Below are 17,305 nucleotides of genomic sequence, written 5' to 3' on the forward strand. Positions count from 1 at the left end.
GTCGGCGTCAGCGCGTTTGAACCTGAGGCTGCAACTGTCCGCCGACTATGGATATTTCCTTGAGCTGCAAACCGTCGCGCATGACGAACAATGCGTCCATCCCGCGTTCTTGTGCCAGGCGGGGGCCTTGGGTTTCGCCCAGTACCATCAGCGCTGTGGCCCAGGCGTCGGCGAGCATGCATGAAGTCGACACCACCGTGACGGCTGCGAGTGCGTTGCACAGTGGGGTGCCGGTGGCCGGGTTCATTGTGTGGGCGAAGGATTGCCCACAGACGTCGACCCAGTGTCGATAATCCCCGGAGGTGGCGATGGCGGCGTCGCTGAGTTCCATCACACCCATGACCTCACGCACGCCCCGGCGGGGCTTTTCCATGGCCACGACCCAGGGCTGCCCATCTGGTTTGTTGTCGCGGGCACGCATCTCGCCGTCGATGCCTACCAGGTAGCGCGCGATGCCAAACCTGTCCAGGCAGCGGGCCAGCTCATCGACACCAAAACCTTTGGCAATGCCGTTCAAGTTGAGGTTAAGCGGTGCCTGTTTGCGCACCAGGTTGCGTTGTGAATCAACGACCAGCGCTGCACTGGTCGAGCGTCGAGTTGGCGCAGGCGCCGGTTCGGTGATGGACAGCTCGCCGGGACCGAAGCCCCAGGCGTCCACCAGATCACCAACGGCGATATCGAAGGCGCCGCCCGATTGCCGGCTGACGCGCAGCGCCGCAGACAATACCGTGGTCAGTTCCTCGGGCAGCGCTATCCATTCCTGCAACGGTGCGTTGTTGAGGCGATTGAGGTCCGAATCGGCTTTCCAGGTCGACATTTGTTGGTCCACCCGGCCCACGGCGTGCGCCAGGCTGCGACTGATCGGGCGGGTGTCGAGTTCGGTTTCGGCATAGAACAGGGCGGTATAGCGCGTGCCCATGGTTTCGCCGCTCAGGCTGTAGCGTTGCAATTCAGTAGACGTCTTCACGATAGCGTCCTTGTGCCTTGAGGGTCCGCACATTCAGGTTCAGCGGTGCCAGTACTTCGTCCAGGGCCAGCATCACCCCCTTGGCCATCTCGCGACCGCCGCAAACCAGTACCTGGGCGCCTTTTTCGATCAGCCGACGCAACATCAGGGCGTCGCTGATCAGCCGGTCCTGCACGTAGGAACGGTCCATGACCTGGGAAAAGGCTGCGTGCAATGCGGTGAGACGCTGGTCCGCCAAGTAATGGTTAAGCTCGGCTTCGTAGAGGAAATCCGAGGTCGGGTTGCGCCCGCCCCAATACAAGTGCATGGGGTGGTGGGCCTTGTTGTTGCGGATAAAACCGGTCAGCGGGCCGATGCCGGTACCGGCACCGATCAGGATCACCGGATGAGCGCCCGACGCGGGACGAAATTGTGGATTCGGTTGGATAAAGGCGTCGATGGTCGCCCCGATCTCCAGGCTGTGAAGGAATGACGAGCACAGACCTCCTTTGTATTTGCGTACGCAGATCTCCAGCACGCCGTCCTGTGAACTGCTGGCCAGCGAGTAGAACCGCGGGAGGGGGTTGCCAGGGGGCAGGATGCCGACCAGATCACCGGCTTCAAAGGCCGGTAACTTCCCTGGGGCTTTGAAACGCAGCACGTGGGTGGGCGCGCCTACCTGTTCACCATAGGCAATGCGTTCGACCAGGATCAGTTGATCGGTGCGGGGCGGCTGTGGGGTGTGGATCAGCGTCAAGTCATGCCCCAGCACTTCACCCACGGCGTGGCCCCACCGAGCGAACTCCTGGGAGGATTGGCGGTTGATGGTTTCCAGGCCAATCAAAGGCGTGCCACCGGCCTGCAACAAGGCTTCCTGTACCTGATGGGCAAACTGACAGAACTGCGCAAACTGCCGGTCGCCAAAACCCAGCACGGCAAACGGCTGGCCAGGTTTCAGGCCGGCTTCGGCCAGCCGTGCCAGGAACTGCGAAGCCGAGGCCGGGGCATTGCCGTCACCGTGGGTCGCGGTGAGGATCAACACGCGTTGAGCGTTGCCGTAGTCGTTGGCGTATTGATTCATTGCTGCGCTGTGAACGCGGTGGCCGGCTTGATGCAAGGCTTCATGCAAGGTGTTGGCAAAGCCCCAGGTGCTGTTGGTTTCGCTGCCGACCAGAATCACGGTGTCGGCGGATTGCGCAGCGCTGTTATGGCGGATATTCGGCCCGGCCTGGCGGCGACGCCACCAGATCAGGATGCCGGTGATGCTCATCACGGGCACGCCGAGGGCACAGAGGCCCAGCAACAGGCCCAGCCACCAGAGCCCTTCACCGGTGTGCAACTGATAGATCAACTCGTAGACGTTGCGCATCGAGTCGTGAGCTTGATAGGACAACAGGGCACCGCTGACCGGGTCCACGTAGCCGTCACCCTGGGCCGTGCGCAGGGAAAACACGTCTTGCGGATTATTCGGGCTGGGATAGACGAGCTCGCGCAGGTCAGTCAGATCGGTGGCCTGCAAAGCTTGCAGGCTCGCCACGGGCGAGGCCGAGCCTGCGCTGATGTGGTCGGGGAATGCAGGCTCGCTCTGACTGCCATCGGCGATGAAGTCGAAGGTCGTGGCGCACATGTAGAGCCCGCTCAGTGCCGATAACAGCAGCCCAAGCAACGCTAAGCGACCGACCTCAGCGTGCCAGCGCTGGCTGAAGTCGCCCCGCAATGGCCGCAGCAGGTTGCGCCAGCCGCCGACCCGCCGGACCAGCAACAGCGCCCCGGACACCGACAGCATCAGCATGAACAGCGCGCCGACGCCTGACACCCCGTGGCCCGGCGTGTCAAGAAACAGCGAGCGGTGCAGGTCTTTCATCCAGCGTGAGAAAGCGGAGGGTTCGTAGGGGGCCAGGCCTCGCCCGGTCAGTGGGTCGACCTTTTCGGCCCCGACCCGGCCGTCCTGATCGAAGTAGACAATGACGGTCCCGGACGCTGTGCGCTGGATCTGCTCCACGCCCGGAAAGTGACTGGCAACGCGTCCGGCCAACTGGCCGACATTGACTTGCCCGGCCGCAGTGGACGTGTTGTTCAGGCGTTCAAGGGCCGGATCGACAGACAATGTCGCGCCGCTGATGGCCAAGAGCATGACCAACAGGGCGGCGATCAGACCGGGCAGGGAGTGGAGCTGGCGAAGCATGTTCGGCCTCCGAACAGGTAGGTGCTACAAATCGTAAGTAAAGGATTCGACGTAGGTATTACCGGCCGCCGGCTTGCCTGCGCCTTCGCGGGTCAATGGCACGCTGACTTCGGCGCGGGCATCACGCTTATCCTCGACGGCGCTATCGATACGGATCTGATACCCGGCATCGATCAGGGTGTCTGCCAGCTCGACGCTGACTTTGAGGGTGTCGCCGCTGCCAACGCTGGCGCCGCTGACGCCGTCGTACTCGCTGGGGTTCAGCTTGCTTCCACGGGCCCAGTCGGCCAGGTGCTTGTAGTACTTGGCCTTTTTGCCGGCCACCCAGAGGGTTTTCTGGTACTGGCCGCTGGCGTCGGTGACGTAGATCGCCAGGTACGCGTCGTTGCCGCTGTAGCGCTTGAGCTGGGTGGTGAGGGTTACTTCACGGGCCTGAGCCAGCCCCGGCAGGATGATGGCGCCGGCGAGGCAGGTTGCAGCGATGATTTTTTTCATGGAGGTTGTCCTTTTGATCGTTGGGGCGAGAGCCTGGACCTGCTTGCTGACAGCAACCTGAACGGCAGGATCAACGCGTCGAAATGTCACGGTGCGGGGGCAGGGGCGAGGTAAGCGCTGGCATCGTCATCGTCCCGGAAGTAGATCTCGAGCTTGCGCAAGTGCAGCGACGCCGGTGCGTAGCGGGCCTCGATGACATTGCCCTGGCGGTCCAGGCCCTTGAGCTTGTAGCAGCCGTCGTCGACCTTGATGCGCTGCACCTTCCAGCCGTACCGCTGTTCCACCTGCAGGCGCAGGGTTTCCCGTGGCTGCCAGTCGTTGACCGGTTCGCCGCAGTCGTCATCGGCCAAGGCGTAACCGTTGGCCAGCACACTTATCAGCGCAGTGCTGGCGATAAAACCTGATTTCATGATCTGTCTCCTGCCGGGGGCTTCGTTGTGGGCATACCCTACGGTGCATTCCTGACAGCCAGCTGAATCTTCAGATTCACGTCAGGTAAGGCCGCTAAGGTGCGGCAAACCACGATTACAGGAGCTGCCCGATGCGGGTTTTATTGGTTGAGGACTCGCCACGGTTGGGGGATGCGGTGCGCGAGCAGATCGCCGATGACGGCCATGCCGTTGATTGGGTGCAGAACCTTGCCCAAGCACGCAGCAGCGTGAGCACCACCGCTTATGACCTGATCCTGCTTGACTTGATGTTGCCGGACGGTCGAGGGCTGGACTTCCTGCGTCAGCGGCGCAGCGCAGGTGACGCGACTGCGGTGATCATCCTGACGGCCCAGGACCAGATCTCTGATCGAATCGCCGGCCTCAATGCCGGCGCCGACGATTACCTGGTCAAACCCTTCGATCTGTTTGAACTGTCGGCCCGTGTGGCTGCGGTGGCTCGTCGTTACAGCGGCAACCCCAATCCCCAGATCAGGCTTGGTGAGCTGCACGTCGACATGACGGCCCGTACGTTGCATCGGGCCGGCATGGCCGTGGACCTCACGGCCCGGGAATGGGCGCTGTTGGAGGCATTCATCCAGCGTCCCGGCGCGCTGCTGTCCAAGGGGCAACTCGAAGATCGGCTGTACGCCTTCGGTGCCGAAATCGAAAGCAACACGATCGAGGTCTATATCAGTCGATTGCGCAAGAAGCTCGGGCGCGACCTGATCGAGACCGTGCGGGGCATGGGTTACCGGATGGTGTCGGCATGAAGACGACCTTCAGCCTGCAAAAACGTCTGGGCCTGGGCCTGACGCTGGGCATGACGTTGCTCTGGCTGGTGGCGACAGTCGGCACCTGGCGCGGGGTACGACATGAGTTGAACGAGGCCTTTGACAGCGCACTGGAAGAGACCGCCCAACGCATCCTGCCCCTGGCCGTGCTGGAAATCAGCAACCGGGAAACCCCGGGCGAGGCGCAGCAGGTTGCCACTTTGAAGATGCACAAGGAGTACTTGAGTTATCTGGTGCGCGATGCCGAGGGCAAGGTCCTGATGCAGTCCCACGATGCCAACCCGAAGGTATTCAGCAAACATCCGATTGAAGGTTTCTCCACGACTGGAAAGTACCGTCTGTATGGCGCCAGTGCGCTGCGCGAGACGGTATTCATCGAAGTCGCCGAGCCGCTGCGCCATCGTCGTGGGGCCGCACGAGAAGCCTTGTTTGCCTTGTTGTGGCCATTATTGGCGCTGATCCCCATCAGCCTGTTGGGGACCTGGCTATTGGTGCGCATGAGCCTGGGCAGCGTGCTGGCCTATCGTCACGCCGTAGAGGCCCGCGGCGTGGGTGATCTGTCGCCGATCAAGGTGTCGCGCCTGCCGGCAGAAATCAACCCCTTGGCGGATGCGGTCAACCGCCTGCTGGAGCGCTTGCGCAAGGCCCTGGAGGCCGAACGCAGCTTCACCGCCAACAGCGCACATGAGCTGCGTACACCCTTGGCCGCGACATTGGCGCAAGTCCAGCGGCTATACCAGGAGGCCCCTGAAGGTCCGTTGCGTTTACGTGCGAAAAAGATCGAAAGCGCTTTGCGCGAATTGGCCCGGTTATCGGAAAAACTCATGCAACTGGCCAAGGCTGAAGGGGGCGGACTGCTCTCGCAAACGCCCCAGGACCTGGTCCCATTGTTGGCTCACGTGGTGGATGAGTGGCGGCACAACAGCAGCCGCCAGATCGCGCTGCAACTTCCTGCCCAGACCCATGTGTATTCGACCGTCGACCCGGACGCCTTCGGCATCCTGTTGCGCAATCTGATCGAGAACGCATTGAAGTACGGTGCGATGGATCAACCCATCGAAGTCACCCTCACGGACCAGGCACTGCTGCGGGTGATCAATGCCGGACCGGTGGTGCCGGTGGCCGTCCTGCAGAACCTGACCGAACGTTTCGTGCGCGGCCAGAGCGAAACCAGTGGGTCGGGATTGGGCTTGGCGATCGTCAAGACGATTGTGCAGGGGATCAATGGACGAATCGAACTGCTGTCCCCGGCAAAAGACCGGCAGGAGGGGTTCGAGGTGCAGGTCCGGCTACCGCTTGCCACTGTTGCCACCGGCCATTCGTCAGCCAGCTAACCTGCGCATTCTTGACAAGCAATCGACCTTGAGCAAATACTCTCGTCCATATTCATATATATGACTAGATAACAAGGTGAATAAGGTCAATGAAATCTCTCTCCAGTGATGTCCGCCTGCCGCTGTATCAACGTTTACGCGACCAATTGGCTGAACAGATCGCCAATAACCGTTGGCGTCCGGGGGAGGCGATTCCTACTGAAGCGGTACTCTCGGCCGAATACCAGTTGTCTACCGGCACGGTGCGCAAGGCCATCGATGCGCTGGTCAGCGAGGGCGTCCTGGAGCGCCAGCAGGGGCGTGGCACCTTCATTCGCCGGCCGCAATTCCAGTCGTCGCTGTTCCGGTTTTTCCGCTTTCAAAGCGCTTCAGGCGAACGCCGGGTTCCCGAGAGCCGGATCCTGTCCGTGGAGCCGGTGGCCGCGCCTTCGGCGGTGGCCCAGGCGCTGGGGTTGCCGGCGGATGCGCCGGTGATTCGCATCGTGCGGGTGCGTCTGCTGGATGTGGCGCCGGTGCTCGCCGAAGAAATCTGGCTGCCCCGCAACCGTTTCCAACCCTTGCTCGAGATCGACCTGAGTCAAAAGGGACCGCTGCTTTATCCCATCTATGAAGAAACCTGCGGTCAGGTGGTCGCCTCTGCCGAAGAAACCCTCACCGCTGAATCGGTGAATGAGGTGTACGCGCGGCTGCTGCAGGTGCCGGTCAACAGTCCGGTGGTGGTGATCGAGCGTCTGGCGCGAGACTACGCCGGCAATCCCCTGGAGTGGCGACGCTCGCGCGGGCATGCCGAGCACTTCCGCTACAGCGTGGAAATCCGCTGAGCCTACCGGGTTAGCGGCGAGTCGGTCGCCGCAGCCCTTATCGTTTTGTTTGCCATGACTGGCCCTGTAGCGGCGCGGTTCGCTCTCGGCTGCCTTTCGTTCCACTTACAAGGATAAGAATCATGTTCAGCTGGTATCGCCAAGTCACTGCGCGGGAGCGTAAAACGTTTTGGGCCTGTTTCGGCGGATGGTCGCTCGACGCGCTGGAAGTACAGATGTTCGGCCTGGCGATACCGGCGTTGATCGCCGCGTTCGCCCTGACCAAGGGCGATGCCGGGCTGGTCAGCGGCGTGACCCTGGTCACTTCGGCCATTGGCGGCTGGGTTGGCGGGACGCTGTCGGACCGTTACGGACGGGTGCGCACGCTGCAATGGATGATCCTGTGGTTTTCGTTCTTTACCTTCCTGTCGGCGTTCGTCACCGGCTTCCACTCGTTGTTGATCGTCAAGGCGCTGCAGGGCTTCGGCATCGGCGGTGAATGGGCCGCCGGTGCGGTATTGATGGCCGAGACCATCAACCCCAAGTACCGCGGCAAGGTCATGGGCACGGTACAAAGCGCCTGGGCGGTGGGTTGGGGTCTGGCGGTCGGCGTCTTCACGCTGATCTACTCCCTTGTGCCGCAAGACATGGCTTGGCGGGTGATGTTCATCGTGGGCCTGCTGCCGTCGTTCCTGATCATCTGGGTACGACGCAACGTTGAGGAACCCGACAGTTTCCAGCGCCTGCAAAAAGCCAATGTCATCCCGCAAAGTTTCTTCAAATCCCTGAGCGGTATCTTTCGCCCTGAGCTGATCCGCGTGACCTTGTTTGGCGGGCTGTTGGGGCTGGGGGCGCACGGCGGTTACCACGCGGTGATGACGTGGCTGCCAACCTTCCTCAAGACCGAGCGCAACCTGTCGGTGCTCAACTCCGGCGGCTACCTGGCGGTGATCATCTTCGCCTTCTGGTGCGGCTGCGTAGTCAGTGGCCTGTTGATCGATCGCATCGGGCGTCGCAAGAACATCGTGCTGTTCGCGCTGTGCTGCGTGGTGACCGTACAGTGCTATGTGTTCCTGCCGTTGAGCAACACCCAGATGCTGTTCCTGGGGTTCCCGCTCGGCTTCTTCGCGGCGGGTATTCCAGCGAGCCTCGGGGCGTTTTTCAACGAGTTGTACCCGGCGGATGTACGCGGCGCCGGCGTGGGGTTCTGCTACAACTTCGGCCGGGTGCTCTCGGCGGTGTTCCCGTTCCTGGTCGGTCACATGAGCGACTCCATGTCCTTGGGCTCGGCCATTGGCATCGACGCCGGGATTGCCTACGGCGTGGCGGTGATCGCGGCGCTTTGCCTGCCGGAAACCCGCGGTCGCAGCCTGGAAGCCACTGCTGCATCGGTGCCTGCGGTGGAGAGTGACGGCCAGGGCGCCCGAGCCTGATTTCCCTTATTTTCGATAGATGAAACCCATGGTTGATACCCGCACTACGCCGATCACCGGCATTGACTGTCACGCCCACGTATTCAGCAGCGAGCTGGAACTGGCGGCTGTCCGGCGCTACACACCTGACTATGACGCCACGCTCGCCCAGTACCTGGGCCATCTGCACGCTCACGGCTTGAGCCATGGCGTGTTGGTGCAGCCAAGTTTTCTCGGCACGGATAACCGCTACTTGCTGGCCGCGCTACGGCAAGCGCCAGAGCAATTGCGTGGGGTCGTGGTGGTGGCGCGAGACGTCAGTCGAGCCGAGCTGGACGACATGGCCCGGTTGGGCGTGGTCGGTGTTCGCTTGAACCTGATGGGCCAAGCTTTACCTGATTTTCGCGACCCCACCTGGAAAGGCTTTTTGGGCCACATCGCGGAGCTGGATTGGCATGTCGAGTTGCATGCCAACCTGGCGGACTTGCCGGGGCTGATGAGACAGCTGTTGCCATTGGGCATCAAACTGGTGGTCGATCACTTCGGTCGTCCGGATGCGCGTTTGGGGCTGGATCAACCTGGCTTTGCCCAATTGATGGAACTGGGGCAGGGCGGGCAGGTGTGGATGAAGGTGTCCGGCATCTATCGATTGGGCGCAACAGCCCCGCGGAATCTTGAATTCGCCCGCGCCTCGTTGATGTTGCTGGAACACCACTTCGGCCCCGAGCGCCTGGTGTGGGGCAGCGACTGGCCGCACACCCAGCATGAAGAACACGTGGGTTTCGAAACGGTGATGGAGCAGTTGTGCGCATTGGAATGTTCGGGGCCACTTATGCGGGCGTTAATGGTCCAGGCACCCCAGGTACTGTTCAAGTTTTGAGGCCCGAGGCTTGTGACATTGAGTTTTCCTGAACTCGCCCGATGAATAGGGATCTAGACTCCATTGATGCCCTGTGAAAGGTTTCAGCCAGGCGGTTTGAGGATGACTGATGTCGAACATTGAAGAGCTATCCAGGGAAACGCGTGCGCCAAGCGAGTACGAGAGCTTGATCTCGATGGGGACGAGCGCACTCGATGCCATTCCTGGTGCGGTGTACCTGTGCGATCGCCAGGGGTGGCTCGTCAGGTACAACAGTGAGGCGGCCGAGCTGTGGGGAAGGGCGCCGGCACTTGGAGAGAACGGTGACCGTTTCTGCGGCGCCCATCGACTGTTCCAGACTGACGGTACACCGCTGGCGTTCGAACACTGCCCGACAGCCTCGGCACTCAATACCGGCATTGCCTCGCGTAATCAGGAAGTGCTCATCGAGCGTCCGGACGGCTCGCGGTTCGTGGCGCTGATGAACATCCGCGCCCTCAGGGATCGGCAGGGGGGCGTCCAAGGCGTGATCAACTGCTTCCAGGACGTCTCGGCGCACCACGCCATGGCCGAAGAGCTTCGGCGCAAGAGCGACGACCTCGAAGACTTTTTCGAAAACAGCGCGGTGGGCCTGCATATCGTCAGCGGCGAAGGCATTATCCTGCGCGCGAACAAGGCGGAGCTGACGCTACTGGGCTATTCGGCCGACGAATACATCGGCCGCCACATCACCGAATTTCACCTCGACGAGCCGGTCATTGGCGACATCCTCACCAAGCTCGGCAGCGGCGACTGCCTGGAAAGCTATCCGGCGCGACTGAGGGCAAAGGACGGCTCGATCAAGCATGTCATGATCACTTCCAATGGCCGATTCGAAGACGGAAAACTCTTCAATACGCGCTGCTTCACCATCGACAGGAGCTGTGTCCATGCGGCCGAGGCGGCGCGCCAGGACAGCGATGACCGGCTTTCGGCGACCTACGAGGCGGCGACCATCGGTATTGCCGAGGCCGGCGTCGACGGTCGCTTGCTGCGCGTCAACGATGCCCTGTGCAACATGCTGGGTCGCTCGCGCGAAGAGCTCCTGTCGATGACATTCCTGGACTATACCCACCCCGATTGCATCCCGCAGGACGCGGGGTTGTACGCCCGCCAGGTGGCCGGTGAACTTGATAACTACGTGCTTCGCAAGCGCGCCGTGAAGCCCGATGGCGAGGTCGTTTACCTCGACATCCACAGTTCCTCGGTGAGGGACGTCAGCGGTACGTTTCGGTATGGCGTGCGAGTGCTGCAGGACGTCACGCTGGCGCGGCGGATGGAAAACCAGGTCCGCGAAAGCGAACGGCACATGCGCAATCTTCTCGAGGCGTTGCCTGCCGCGGTGTACACCACCGACGCCGATGGCCGCATCACCTTCTACAATCGCGCCGCTGTCGAACTGTCCGGGCGCACACCTCGGCTGGGCGACCAGTGGTGCGTGACCTGGAAACTGTTCAACACGGACGGCAGTTTCCTGCCCCACGACCAATGCCCGATGGCGGTGGCCCTGAAGGAAAACCGGCCGATTCGCGGCGTCGAGGCAATTGCAGAGCGGCCGGATGGTAGCCGCGTTCCGTTCACGCCTTTTCCCACGCCTTTGCATGATGCCGATGGAAACCTGGTGGGCGCCATCAACATGCTGGTGGATATCTCCGAGCGAAAGCAGGCGGAAAACCGGCAGAAGACGCTGATCGATGAGCTCAATCACCGGGTCAAGAACACCCTGGCCACGGTGCAATCGCTGGCAGCCCAGACGGCACGCAACGCAGAGGATGCGAAAGACGGCTACAGGCGTTTCGAGGCGAGGCTCCTGGCGTTGTCACGGGCACACGATCTTTTGACGAAACGGCATTGGGGGCAGACGCCGCTCGACACCCTGGCCCCCGAGGTGCTGATGCCGGTGTTTGGGCATGAGCCTGGTCGTATTGTGATTGAAGGCCCTTCTATGGACGTCGGCACTCGCGTGGCGCTCAACCTAACGATGACCCTCAATGAATTGGCGATCAACGCGTTGAAATATGGCTCGATGTCGGTCGAGAGCGGGACGCTTGCAGTTACCTGGCACCTGCAAACCCGGGCGGACGGAACGTTGCTGACCCTCGACTGGCGCGAACAAGGAGGGCCACCCGTGTCACCGCCGGAACGGGAAGGGCTGGGTTCGCGCTTGATGAGGCGCTGCATCGAGCGCGACTTGGCCGGCAAGTTCGACCTCACCTACGCTCCGCAAGGCGTTTGTTGCCGCTTTTCGTTCCTGATTGGGGTGACCGGGGCATGACCCCATTTGTTGGTGTCAGGGTGCTGGTCGTCGAGGACGAAGGCGCGGTTGCCCTGTTGATCGAGGACATGCTGGAGGAGTTCGGATGCGAAGTGGTGGCCTCAGTCGCCCGGCTCGCTGCGGCACGTGACATGGCCGGCTCGGTGCAGGTTGATCTGGCGATCCTCGACGTCAACCTGGCTGGCGAGCGGGTTTTTCCGGTGGCCGAAATCCTTCGCGGTCGCCATATTCCCTTCCTGTTCAGCACCGGATACGGCGCCAGTGGACTTCCAGCCGAATACGCCGAGTGCCCGGTCCTGCACAAGCCGTTTTCGCAAAGTGAGTTGCAGCAGAAAATTGCCGTTACGCTGAGCGGGGCTCGCGAAAGCGGCTTGGCTGCCAGCACCGATGTCGACTGACCCGCCGCCTTCGCGAGCAAGCTCGCTCCCACCTGGGATTTGCGGTGGTCACTCAATCAAGCTCCACCGCTGATCCAATGTGGGAGCGAGCTTGCTCGCGATAACGGTGGCACAGGCAATCTCATCGCCAACGAATACAACACCGTCGCGAGCAAGCCCAGCCCTTGGCTTCAAGTAGGCCTCTGACTGTGCTAAATCTCTTACCGGTAACCAACCTCCCCAAACTCCAAGGAGTGATCATGAGTCTCCACGGTCATTACGATCCGCAGAACATCTTTGCGCTGATCATTCGCGGCGATGCGCCGTGCTACAAGATTTACGAAGATGCCGATGTGTTGGCCTTCCTGGATCTCTTCCCTCAATCGCGCGGGCATGTCCTGGTCATTCCCAAAGCCTCCCAGGCGCGAAATATCCTCGAGGTCGAGCCCGCCGTCCTGAGGGCGATGATGTCTGCCGTGCAGCGCCTGACGCGGATCATCGTGGACGAATTGCAGCCGGACGGGGTTCAGGTCGCGCAGTTCAATGGTGCTGTGGCCGGGCAAACGGTCTATCACATTCACATGCACATCATTCCTCGCTGGGACGGTGAAGCACCCGGTATACATGGCAGGGGCAAGGCCGATCCCGAAGAGCTGGAAGCACTCCAGGCGCGTCTGGTCGAGCGCATTCGCTCAGAAGCCTGATGCTGGGCAGGACGCCGTAAGGGGCACAGGGCGTGCCCCACTCATCAAAATGCTCGGCGACCTTGCCACAACGTCCAAGGCTGTGCACCCCACCACAAAACCTATCAACAATGGGCTACCAAATCCCTGGCCAACCGCTACCATTGCGCGCTGATCTCCCAATACCCCGGACCTCACCTTCATGAAATTGCGCCTGCTGACCGCCGCCTTGTTTTTCACCTGCACCCTGACTCACGCCGCTGAATCGAAACCCGTTCCGAAAGCCCTGGAAGTACAGATCGGGCACTTGGTAGCGCTCATCAAGGACAGCTATGCCACCGGCTATCCTGAAGCGACGCTGGTGCAGACGCTGGACACCGGCGAGGACAGCCAGGTCACCCTCGCGGTCTTCACCATCGAAGGTTTCGGTATGGGCAATAACTACAGCCAATACCTGGCGGCCTTTACGCCCGAAGAGAACGAAGAAGGTGTGCCGCACTACAGCCTGTTGGACGTGATGCGCATCGGTGGCGACAGCTGGCGTGCCATCGACAAACTGGATGCCAAGCTGGTCAGCGACCCGACCGGGGAGCAGACCCTGATCGACATTCCCGTGATGGAGAATACCGACGAGGACGCGCCGAACTTCCCAAGCAAGGCCGCCGTGATTCACTTGTCGCTGGACGGATCACAGGCAGTGCGGTTGGTTGAGATCAAGTAAAGCGGATTTATGCGATTGCGATATAAGTGCTATGTAATTGGCATGGTTTATCGATTAATGCAGCAAGGTTAATTTGTTTCTCTACGATATCAATCGAGAGGAAAGCCAAATGACTCTGCGTTCAACCGGTAGCCTTTGTTTTGCGCTATGCGCGGCGGCGCCTTTTGTCGACGCCGCCAGTACAGAAAGCACCAGCGAGTCCCGGACTTCGCAACAGATCAGTCGGGCCGGCAGCCAAGCGTCGGTCGCAGGCCCGGCGGACTCTTTCACCGGGCGCGTGCGGGTCGATCCTCTGTTCCCGGCAACCGATGAAATCGATGCTTCCGGCGCCTACGTCAGCTTCGAACCGGGCGCGCGTTCGGCCTGGCATACCCATCCTGCCGGACAGCGGTTGGTGGTGATTTCCGGTGTCGGTCTGACGCAGGAATGGGGCAAACCTGTGCAGCAGATCCTCCCGGGCGATGTGATCGTCTGCCCGCCTGGCGTCAAGCACTGGCATGGTGCCGCGCCGACGAGCGCCATGACCCACTTGGCCGTGACTGGCACGGTGGAGGGCAAAAACGTGGAGTGGCTGGAGAAGGTCAGCGAAGAACAATACAGCGCCGCTGGAGTGTCGACGCCATCGACCAAGCCGGATGCCGTGGCGGTTTCGCAAACCCTATCGGCCAAGCAGCAAGCCATCCCGCTGATTGCCGCCGCCATGGCGACGAGCAACATGCCCGGCCTCAATACCGCCTTGAATCAAGGGCTGGATGCCGGCCTCTCCGTCAGTGAGGCGAAGGAAATCCTGGTGCAGCTTTACGCCTACAGTGGCTTTCCCCGCAGCCTCAACGCCCTCGGCGAATTGATGAAAGTGGTGGAGGCGCGCAAGCAACGCGGCGTCCAGGACGACCCGGGGCGCGAGCCCGTTCGCCTGATCCCTACCGGCGATGCGCTGCTGGCGGCGGGCAAGGCCAATCAGACGCGCATTGCCGGTGCGCCCGTCCAGGGACCGTTGTTCGACTTCGTCCCAGTCATCAACCAGTACTTGCAGACGCACCTGTTCGGCGACATTTTCGAGCGTGACAACCTGGACTGGCAAAGCCGTGAGCTGGCGACAGTCGCCGCGCTGGCGGTCACCCCCGGTGTGGAGTCACAACTGCGCTCGCACATGGCCGCCAGCCTGCGCGTCGGCTTGAGCGCCGCGCAACTGCGGCAACTGATCCAGCTACTGGGCGAGCAGGGCGATGCCGCCGCGGCCAAGCGCGCCGCCGAAGCATTGGACACCGTCCAGGCCAGTCAACCCTCGTAGCGCAAGGCTTCGCGCAGCAGCGTGAAGGCCGGTGAACTTTGGCGGCGACTGGGATAGTAGAGGTGGTAGCCGGAAAACGGCTCGCACCAATCTTCCAGCACCCGAATCAACCGGCCTTGCGCGACAGCATCCTGCACCAGGTCCTCCGGCATGAAGGCCAACCCCAAGCCTTGCAGCGCAGCCTCCAGGCGCATCGCGATGGTGTTGAACACCAACTGGCCTTCCACCCGGACTTTCAGTTCCTGTCCGTTTTTCTCGAACTCCCAGATGTAGAGGCCGCCATGGGTCGGCATGCGCAGGTTGATGCAATTGTGCGCCGTGAGGTCGTCTGGGATGACCGGCTTGGCATGCCGGGCGAAATACGCCGGCGAGCCTACCACCGCCATGCGCATGTCAGGGCCGATGCGCAGGGCAATCATGTCCTTGGCCACCTGCGGACCCAGCCGCACACCGGCGTCGAAACCCTCCGCGACGATATCGGTAAAGCCGTAGTCGACGATGATTTCGATGTTGAGGTCGGGATGGTCAGGTAGCAGCCTGGCGAGAACGGATTGCAGGATGGTGATCGCGGAGTGCTCACCGGCAGTGATGCGCAGCTTACCCGCCGGCTTATCGCGAAACTCACTGAGCATCGCCATCTCGTTATCGATCTCTTCGAAGCGCGGCGCGACCACCCGCAACAGGTGTTCACCGGCTTCGGTCGGGGCGACACTTCGAGTGGTTCGCGACAACAACCTGACCCCCAGCCGCTCCTCCAACTGACGCATCGCCCGGCTCAGCGCCGGTTGCGACATGCCCAGTTTGGCGGCTGCGCGAGTGAAGCTACGCTCCTGGGCTACGGCGGCGAAGATGGCGAGTTGGTCGTAGCGTTCGGTGGTCATTGATCCGTCTCTGGTATGAGCAGGCTTGGATTATGACATCTATTGTATTAATTGGTTGAGCCATTTGAAGTTGGGATCTGCCAGGAAAATTGACTGCTATAGTCCACTGGCACCCCCTGATGAACTTGTTGTACGTGAGGCGCTAAGCGCTATAAAAAATTATTTAAGTTGGCTAATTGTTATATCGAACAAGGAGAGGGGCGATATGCGTAGGGCCATGGCATTTTTGGTACTGTTGATGAGTGCCTCGAATACACTTTTTGCGAGTCAATTTACAGGAGAGCTGAAGCTACTCCCTGAAGGCTGCCAATTTACCAAGGAGCGAAAGTGTCAGTTAGGATCGATGCTTACGTTCAAATCGCCAAATGGCTTGGTTTGGCAAACCGATATTTGGAAAGCAGGCAATCATGAGTCAGGAACCACGGATGGCGCGTCGATCCCCAAATGGGCGCAACCTATAATAGGTGATGCTTACGACGCGTCTTTCTTGAAAGCGGCAATTGTTCATGATCATTATTGCTACGAAGAAAATCGGGTCCGGTCGTGGGTTGAAACGCATCGGATGTTTTATTACGCGCTCATCGATCTTGGTATTGATAAAGTCAAGGCGAAAACAATGTATTTTGCTGTCTTTACTTTTGGACCTCACTGGAGGGATGTTGTCGAGGGAGAGAAGTGTGGTGAAAATTGCATCAAGACTTTAGCTCCTTCTGGACTGGTTTCAGAAGAAAGCCAACTCAATTGGGATAATTCAATAACGACGACACAAAATTTCAAGGCGGCTCTTGAGGCGGATCCGAGCATGAGTCTCAATGAAATCGAAGCTTATGCCGAATCGGCCAAGCCAAATGATTTTTACGTTGGTCAGGGGAGTACGTATGTTCCCGAGGGCGTGAATGATCCCAATTTATTACAGAAATATTAGTCGAGTGGAGAGGGCGATCCAAGATCGTTCATTTCTCCTCGCTCCGCAGCTTGCGCCCGCAACCGTCTCCCATCATATCGCACCCGTCGCGCAGCGCTTCGGTGGGGGAATGGTTGAACGAGCTTGTCGTAGGAATCGACGGAGCGAATATTCCCCATTGACTTGCAGGACATTTCCTAGAAAATTCCAGCCTCTTGCGCCTGCTGATTCCGGTGCCTAGTCTTTGTCCACCGCTGCCAATTCAGCGGTCGGGTTTAGTCGCTCGGTATTTCGTTAGGCGCAAGGTCTCCTTGAAGTCAGGCTACGGTTTTCTCGCTGATTTTATGGTGGCTGTGCGCAGGGCACTTTCGGGTGCGCCGGTTTCCTAACGTCCCGGTCGACTAACCTGCGCACAGCCGCCACCCCACTTCGTTTAGTCGCGAACAGTGGCGGATCCGACTGACGTTAGGAGGTCCATATGGACAAACTCATCCCCGACCCACCCGTTCCACCGCTGCACCTGGACATCGCAGCCGACGTCAACGCCGAACGCGTTATCGATTCCTATCTGAACCCCAAGCCCGCCCAGCCTGACAAGAAGCCACCTCCGGAGCAGCTATTCACCGTCGTGGAGGATGTCGATGCTGAAAGCCTGTTGGCCAACCTCAGCGAAACCTTGGCCTCCGCCAATGCCATGGCCGGCGATTTGGCGTTCGACCTGGAGGATTCTCGACGGCATGTTGCACTAGGGTTGCAACAGTTGATCGAGTTGGGTCAGCTATTGGCAAACCGGGCGCTGGATGTCATCGACCCTAGATAGACGTTCGTAACTGGCGTGGGATAGACCCCATTTTTCCAAGATAAATCGGGTCGGAAGCAGG

At 60.5% G+C, this 17,305-nt stretch carries 17 protein-coding genes; 12 read left to right on the forward strand and 5 right to left on the reverse strand.

The genetic code is table 11. The annotated features are described in order from the left end of the window. Positions 1-7 precede the first annotated feature (7 nt). The 4 genes from KI235_RS13760 to KI235_RS13775 form a co-directional block, all read right to left on the reverse strand. A complete protein-coding gene (locus KI235_RS13760) occupies positions 8-967 on the reverse strand; it encodes an FAD:protein FMN transferase (RefSeq protein WP_123350868.1) in 960 nt (319 codons plus the stop codon). Beyond that, the gene (locus tag KI235_RS13765) at positions 951-3,131 is read right to left on the reverse strand and encodes a PepSY domain-containing protein (RefSeq protein ID WP_212795810.1); all 2,181 of its coding nucleotides are present in this window, start codon (positions 3,129-3,131) and stop codon (positions 951-953) included. Before KI235_RS13765 ends, KI235_RS13760 begins: the two co-directional genes overlap by 17 nt. A 24-nt stretch (positions 3,132-3,155) precedes the next feature. Continuing rightward, positions 3,156-3,626: a DUF2271 domain-containing protein gene (locus KI235_RS13770; RefSeq protein WP_114730959.1), complete on the reverse strand. Its 471-nt coding sequence runs from the start codon at positions 3,624-3,626 to the stop codon at positions 3,156-3,158. Between the two features lie 86 nt (positions 3,627-3,712). After that, the gene (locus KI235_RS13775; RefSeq protein ID WP_013693168.1) at positions 3,713-4,036 is read right to left on the reverse strand and encodes a PepSY domain-containing protein; all 324 of its coding nucleotides are present in this window, start codon (positions 4,034-4,036) and stop codon (positions 3,713-3,715) included. A 131-nt stretch (positions 4,037-4,167) separates the two neighbouring features. On the opposite strand from KI235_RS13775, the gene KI235_RS13780 reads away from it, so the two are divergent. The 10 genes from KI235_RS13780 to KI235_RS13825 all read left to right on the forward strand — a co-directional run bounded on the left by KI235_RS13780 (position 4,168) and on the right by KI235_RS13825 (position 14,639). Next, positions 4,168-4,827: a response regulator transcription factor gene (locus tag KI235_RS13780; protein ID WP_028237064.1), complete on the forward strand. Its 660-nt coding sequence runs from the start codon at positions 4,168-4,170 to the stop codon at positions 4,825-4,827. Continuing rightward, positions 4,824-6,182: an ATP-binding protein gene (locus tag KI235_RS13785; RefSeq protein WP_003201205.1), complete on the forward strand. Its 1,359-nt coding sequence runs from the start codon at positions 4,824-4,826 to the stop codon at positions 6,180-6,182. Before KI235_RS13780 ends, KI235_RS13785 begins: the two co-directional genes overlap by 4 nt. Positions 6,183-6,271: 89 nt before the next feature. Beyond that, positions 6,272-7,003 carry a GntR family transcriptional regulator gene (locus tag KI235_RS13790; protein WP_003201206.1) on the forward strand — a complete coding sequence of 244 codons (732 nt, stop codon included), beginning with the start codon at positions 6,272-6,274 and terminating at the stop codon, positions 7,001-7,003. Positions 7,004-7,125: 122 nt separating this feature from the next. After that, positions 7,126-8,415, forward strand: a complete 1,290-nt coding sequence (locus tag KI235_RS13795; RefSeq protein WP_003201208.1) for an MFS transporter — start codon at positions 7,126-7,128, stop codon at positions 8,413-8,415. Positions 8,416-8,443: 28 nt separating this feature from the next. Further along, positions 8,444-9,274: an amidohydrolase family protein gene (locus tag KI235_RS13800; protein WP_212795811.1), complete on the forward strand. Its 831-nt coding sequence runs from the start codon at positions 8,444-8,446 to the stop codon at positions 9,272-9,274. Between the two features lie 109 nt (positions 9,275-9,383). Continuing rightward, positions 9,384-11,567: a PAS domain S-box protein gene (locus KI235_RS13805; RefSeq protein WP_212795812.1), complete on the forward strand. Its 2,184-nt coding sequence runs from the start codon at positions 9,384-9,386 to the stop codon at positions 11,565-11,567. Further along, positions 11,564-11,965, forward strand: a complete 402-nt coding sequence (locus tag KI235_RS13810; RefSeq protein ID WP_003201215.1) for a response regulator — start codon at positions 11,564-11,566, stop codon at positions 11,963-11,965. The genes KI235_RS13805 and KI235_RS13810 overlap by 4 nt, the downstream gene beginning before the upstream one ends. Positions 11,966-12,204: 239 nt before the next feature. After that, a complete protein-coding gene (locus KI235_RS13815; protein ID WP_212795813.1) occupies positions 12,205-12,648 on the forward strand; it encodes an HIT family protein in 444 nt (147 codons plus the stop codon). A gap of 181 nt (positions 12,649-12,829) precedes the next feature. Next, entirely contained in the window at positions 12,830-13,348 is a 519-nt protein-coding gene (locus KI235_RS13820) for a hypothetical protein (RefSeq protein WP_013693174.1), read from the forward strand. A 109-nt stretch (positions 13,349-13,457) separates the two neighbouring features. Continuing rightward, positions 13,458-14,639, forward strand: a complete 1,182-nt coding sequence (locus KI235_RS13825; RefSeq protein WP_212795814.1) for a carboxymuconolactone decarboxylase family protein — start codon at positions 13,458-13,460, stop codon at positions 14,637-14,639. Here the strand turns inward: KI235_RS13825 and KI235_RS13830 are convergent. Then, complete coding sequence (locus tag KI235_RS13830; protein WP_212795815.1) at positions 14,627-15,520, reverse strand: LysR family transcriptional regulator; 894 nt, start codon at positions 15,518-15,520, stop codon at positions 14,627-14,629. The genes KI235_RS13825 and KI235_RS13830 overlap by 13 nt on opposite strands. 205 nt (positions 15,521-15,725) lie before the next feature. Here KI235_RS13830 and KI235_RS13835 point away from each other — a divergent pair, with 205 nt between their 5' ends. Then, the gene (locus tag KI235_RS13835) at positions 15,726-16,445 is read left to right on the forward strand and encodes a DUF1353 domain-containing protein (protein ID WP_013693176.1); all 720 of its coding nucleotides are present in this window, start codon (positions 15,726-15,728) and stop codon (positions 16,443-16,445) included. A 457-nt stretch (positions 16,446-16,902) separates the two neighbouring features. After that, positions 16,903-17,244, forward strand: a complete 342-nt coding sequence (locus KI235_RS13840; protein ID WP_003201229.1) for a DUF6124 family protein — start codon at positions 16,903-16,905, stop codon at positions 17,242-17,244. Positions 17,245-17,305: the final 61 nt, after the last annotated feature.

Origin of the sequence: Pseudomonas sp. St386 (assembly GCF_018325865.1) — a bacterium.
In the GTDB taxonomy this organism is placed as follows: Bacteria; Pseudomonadota; Gammaproteobacteria; order Pseudomonadales; family Pseudomonadaceae; genus Aquipseudomonas; species Aquipseudomonas brassicacearum.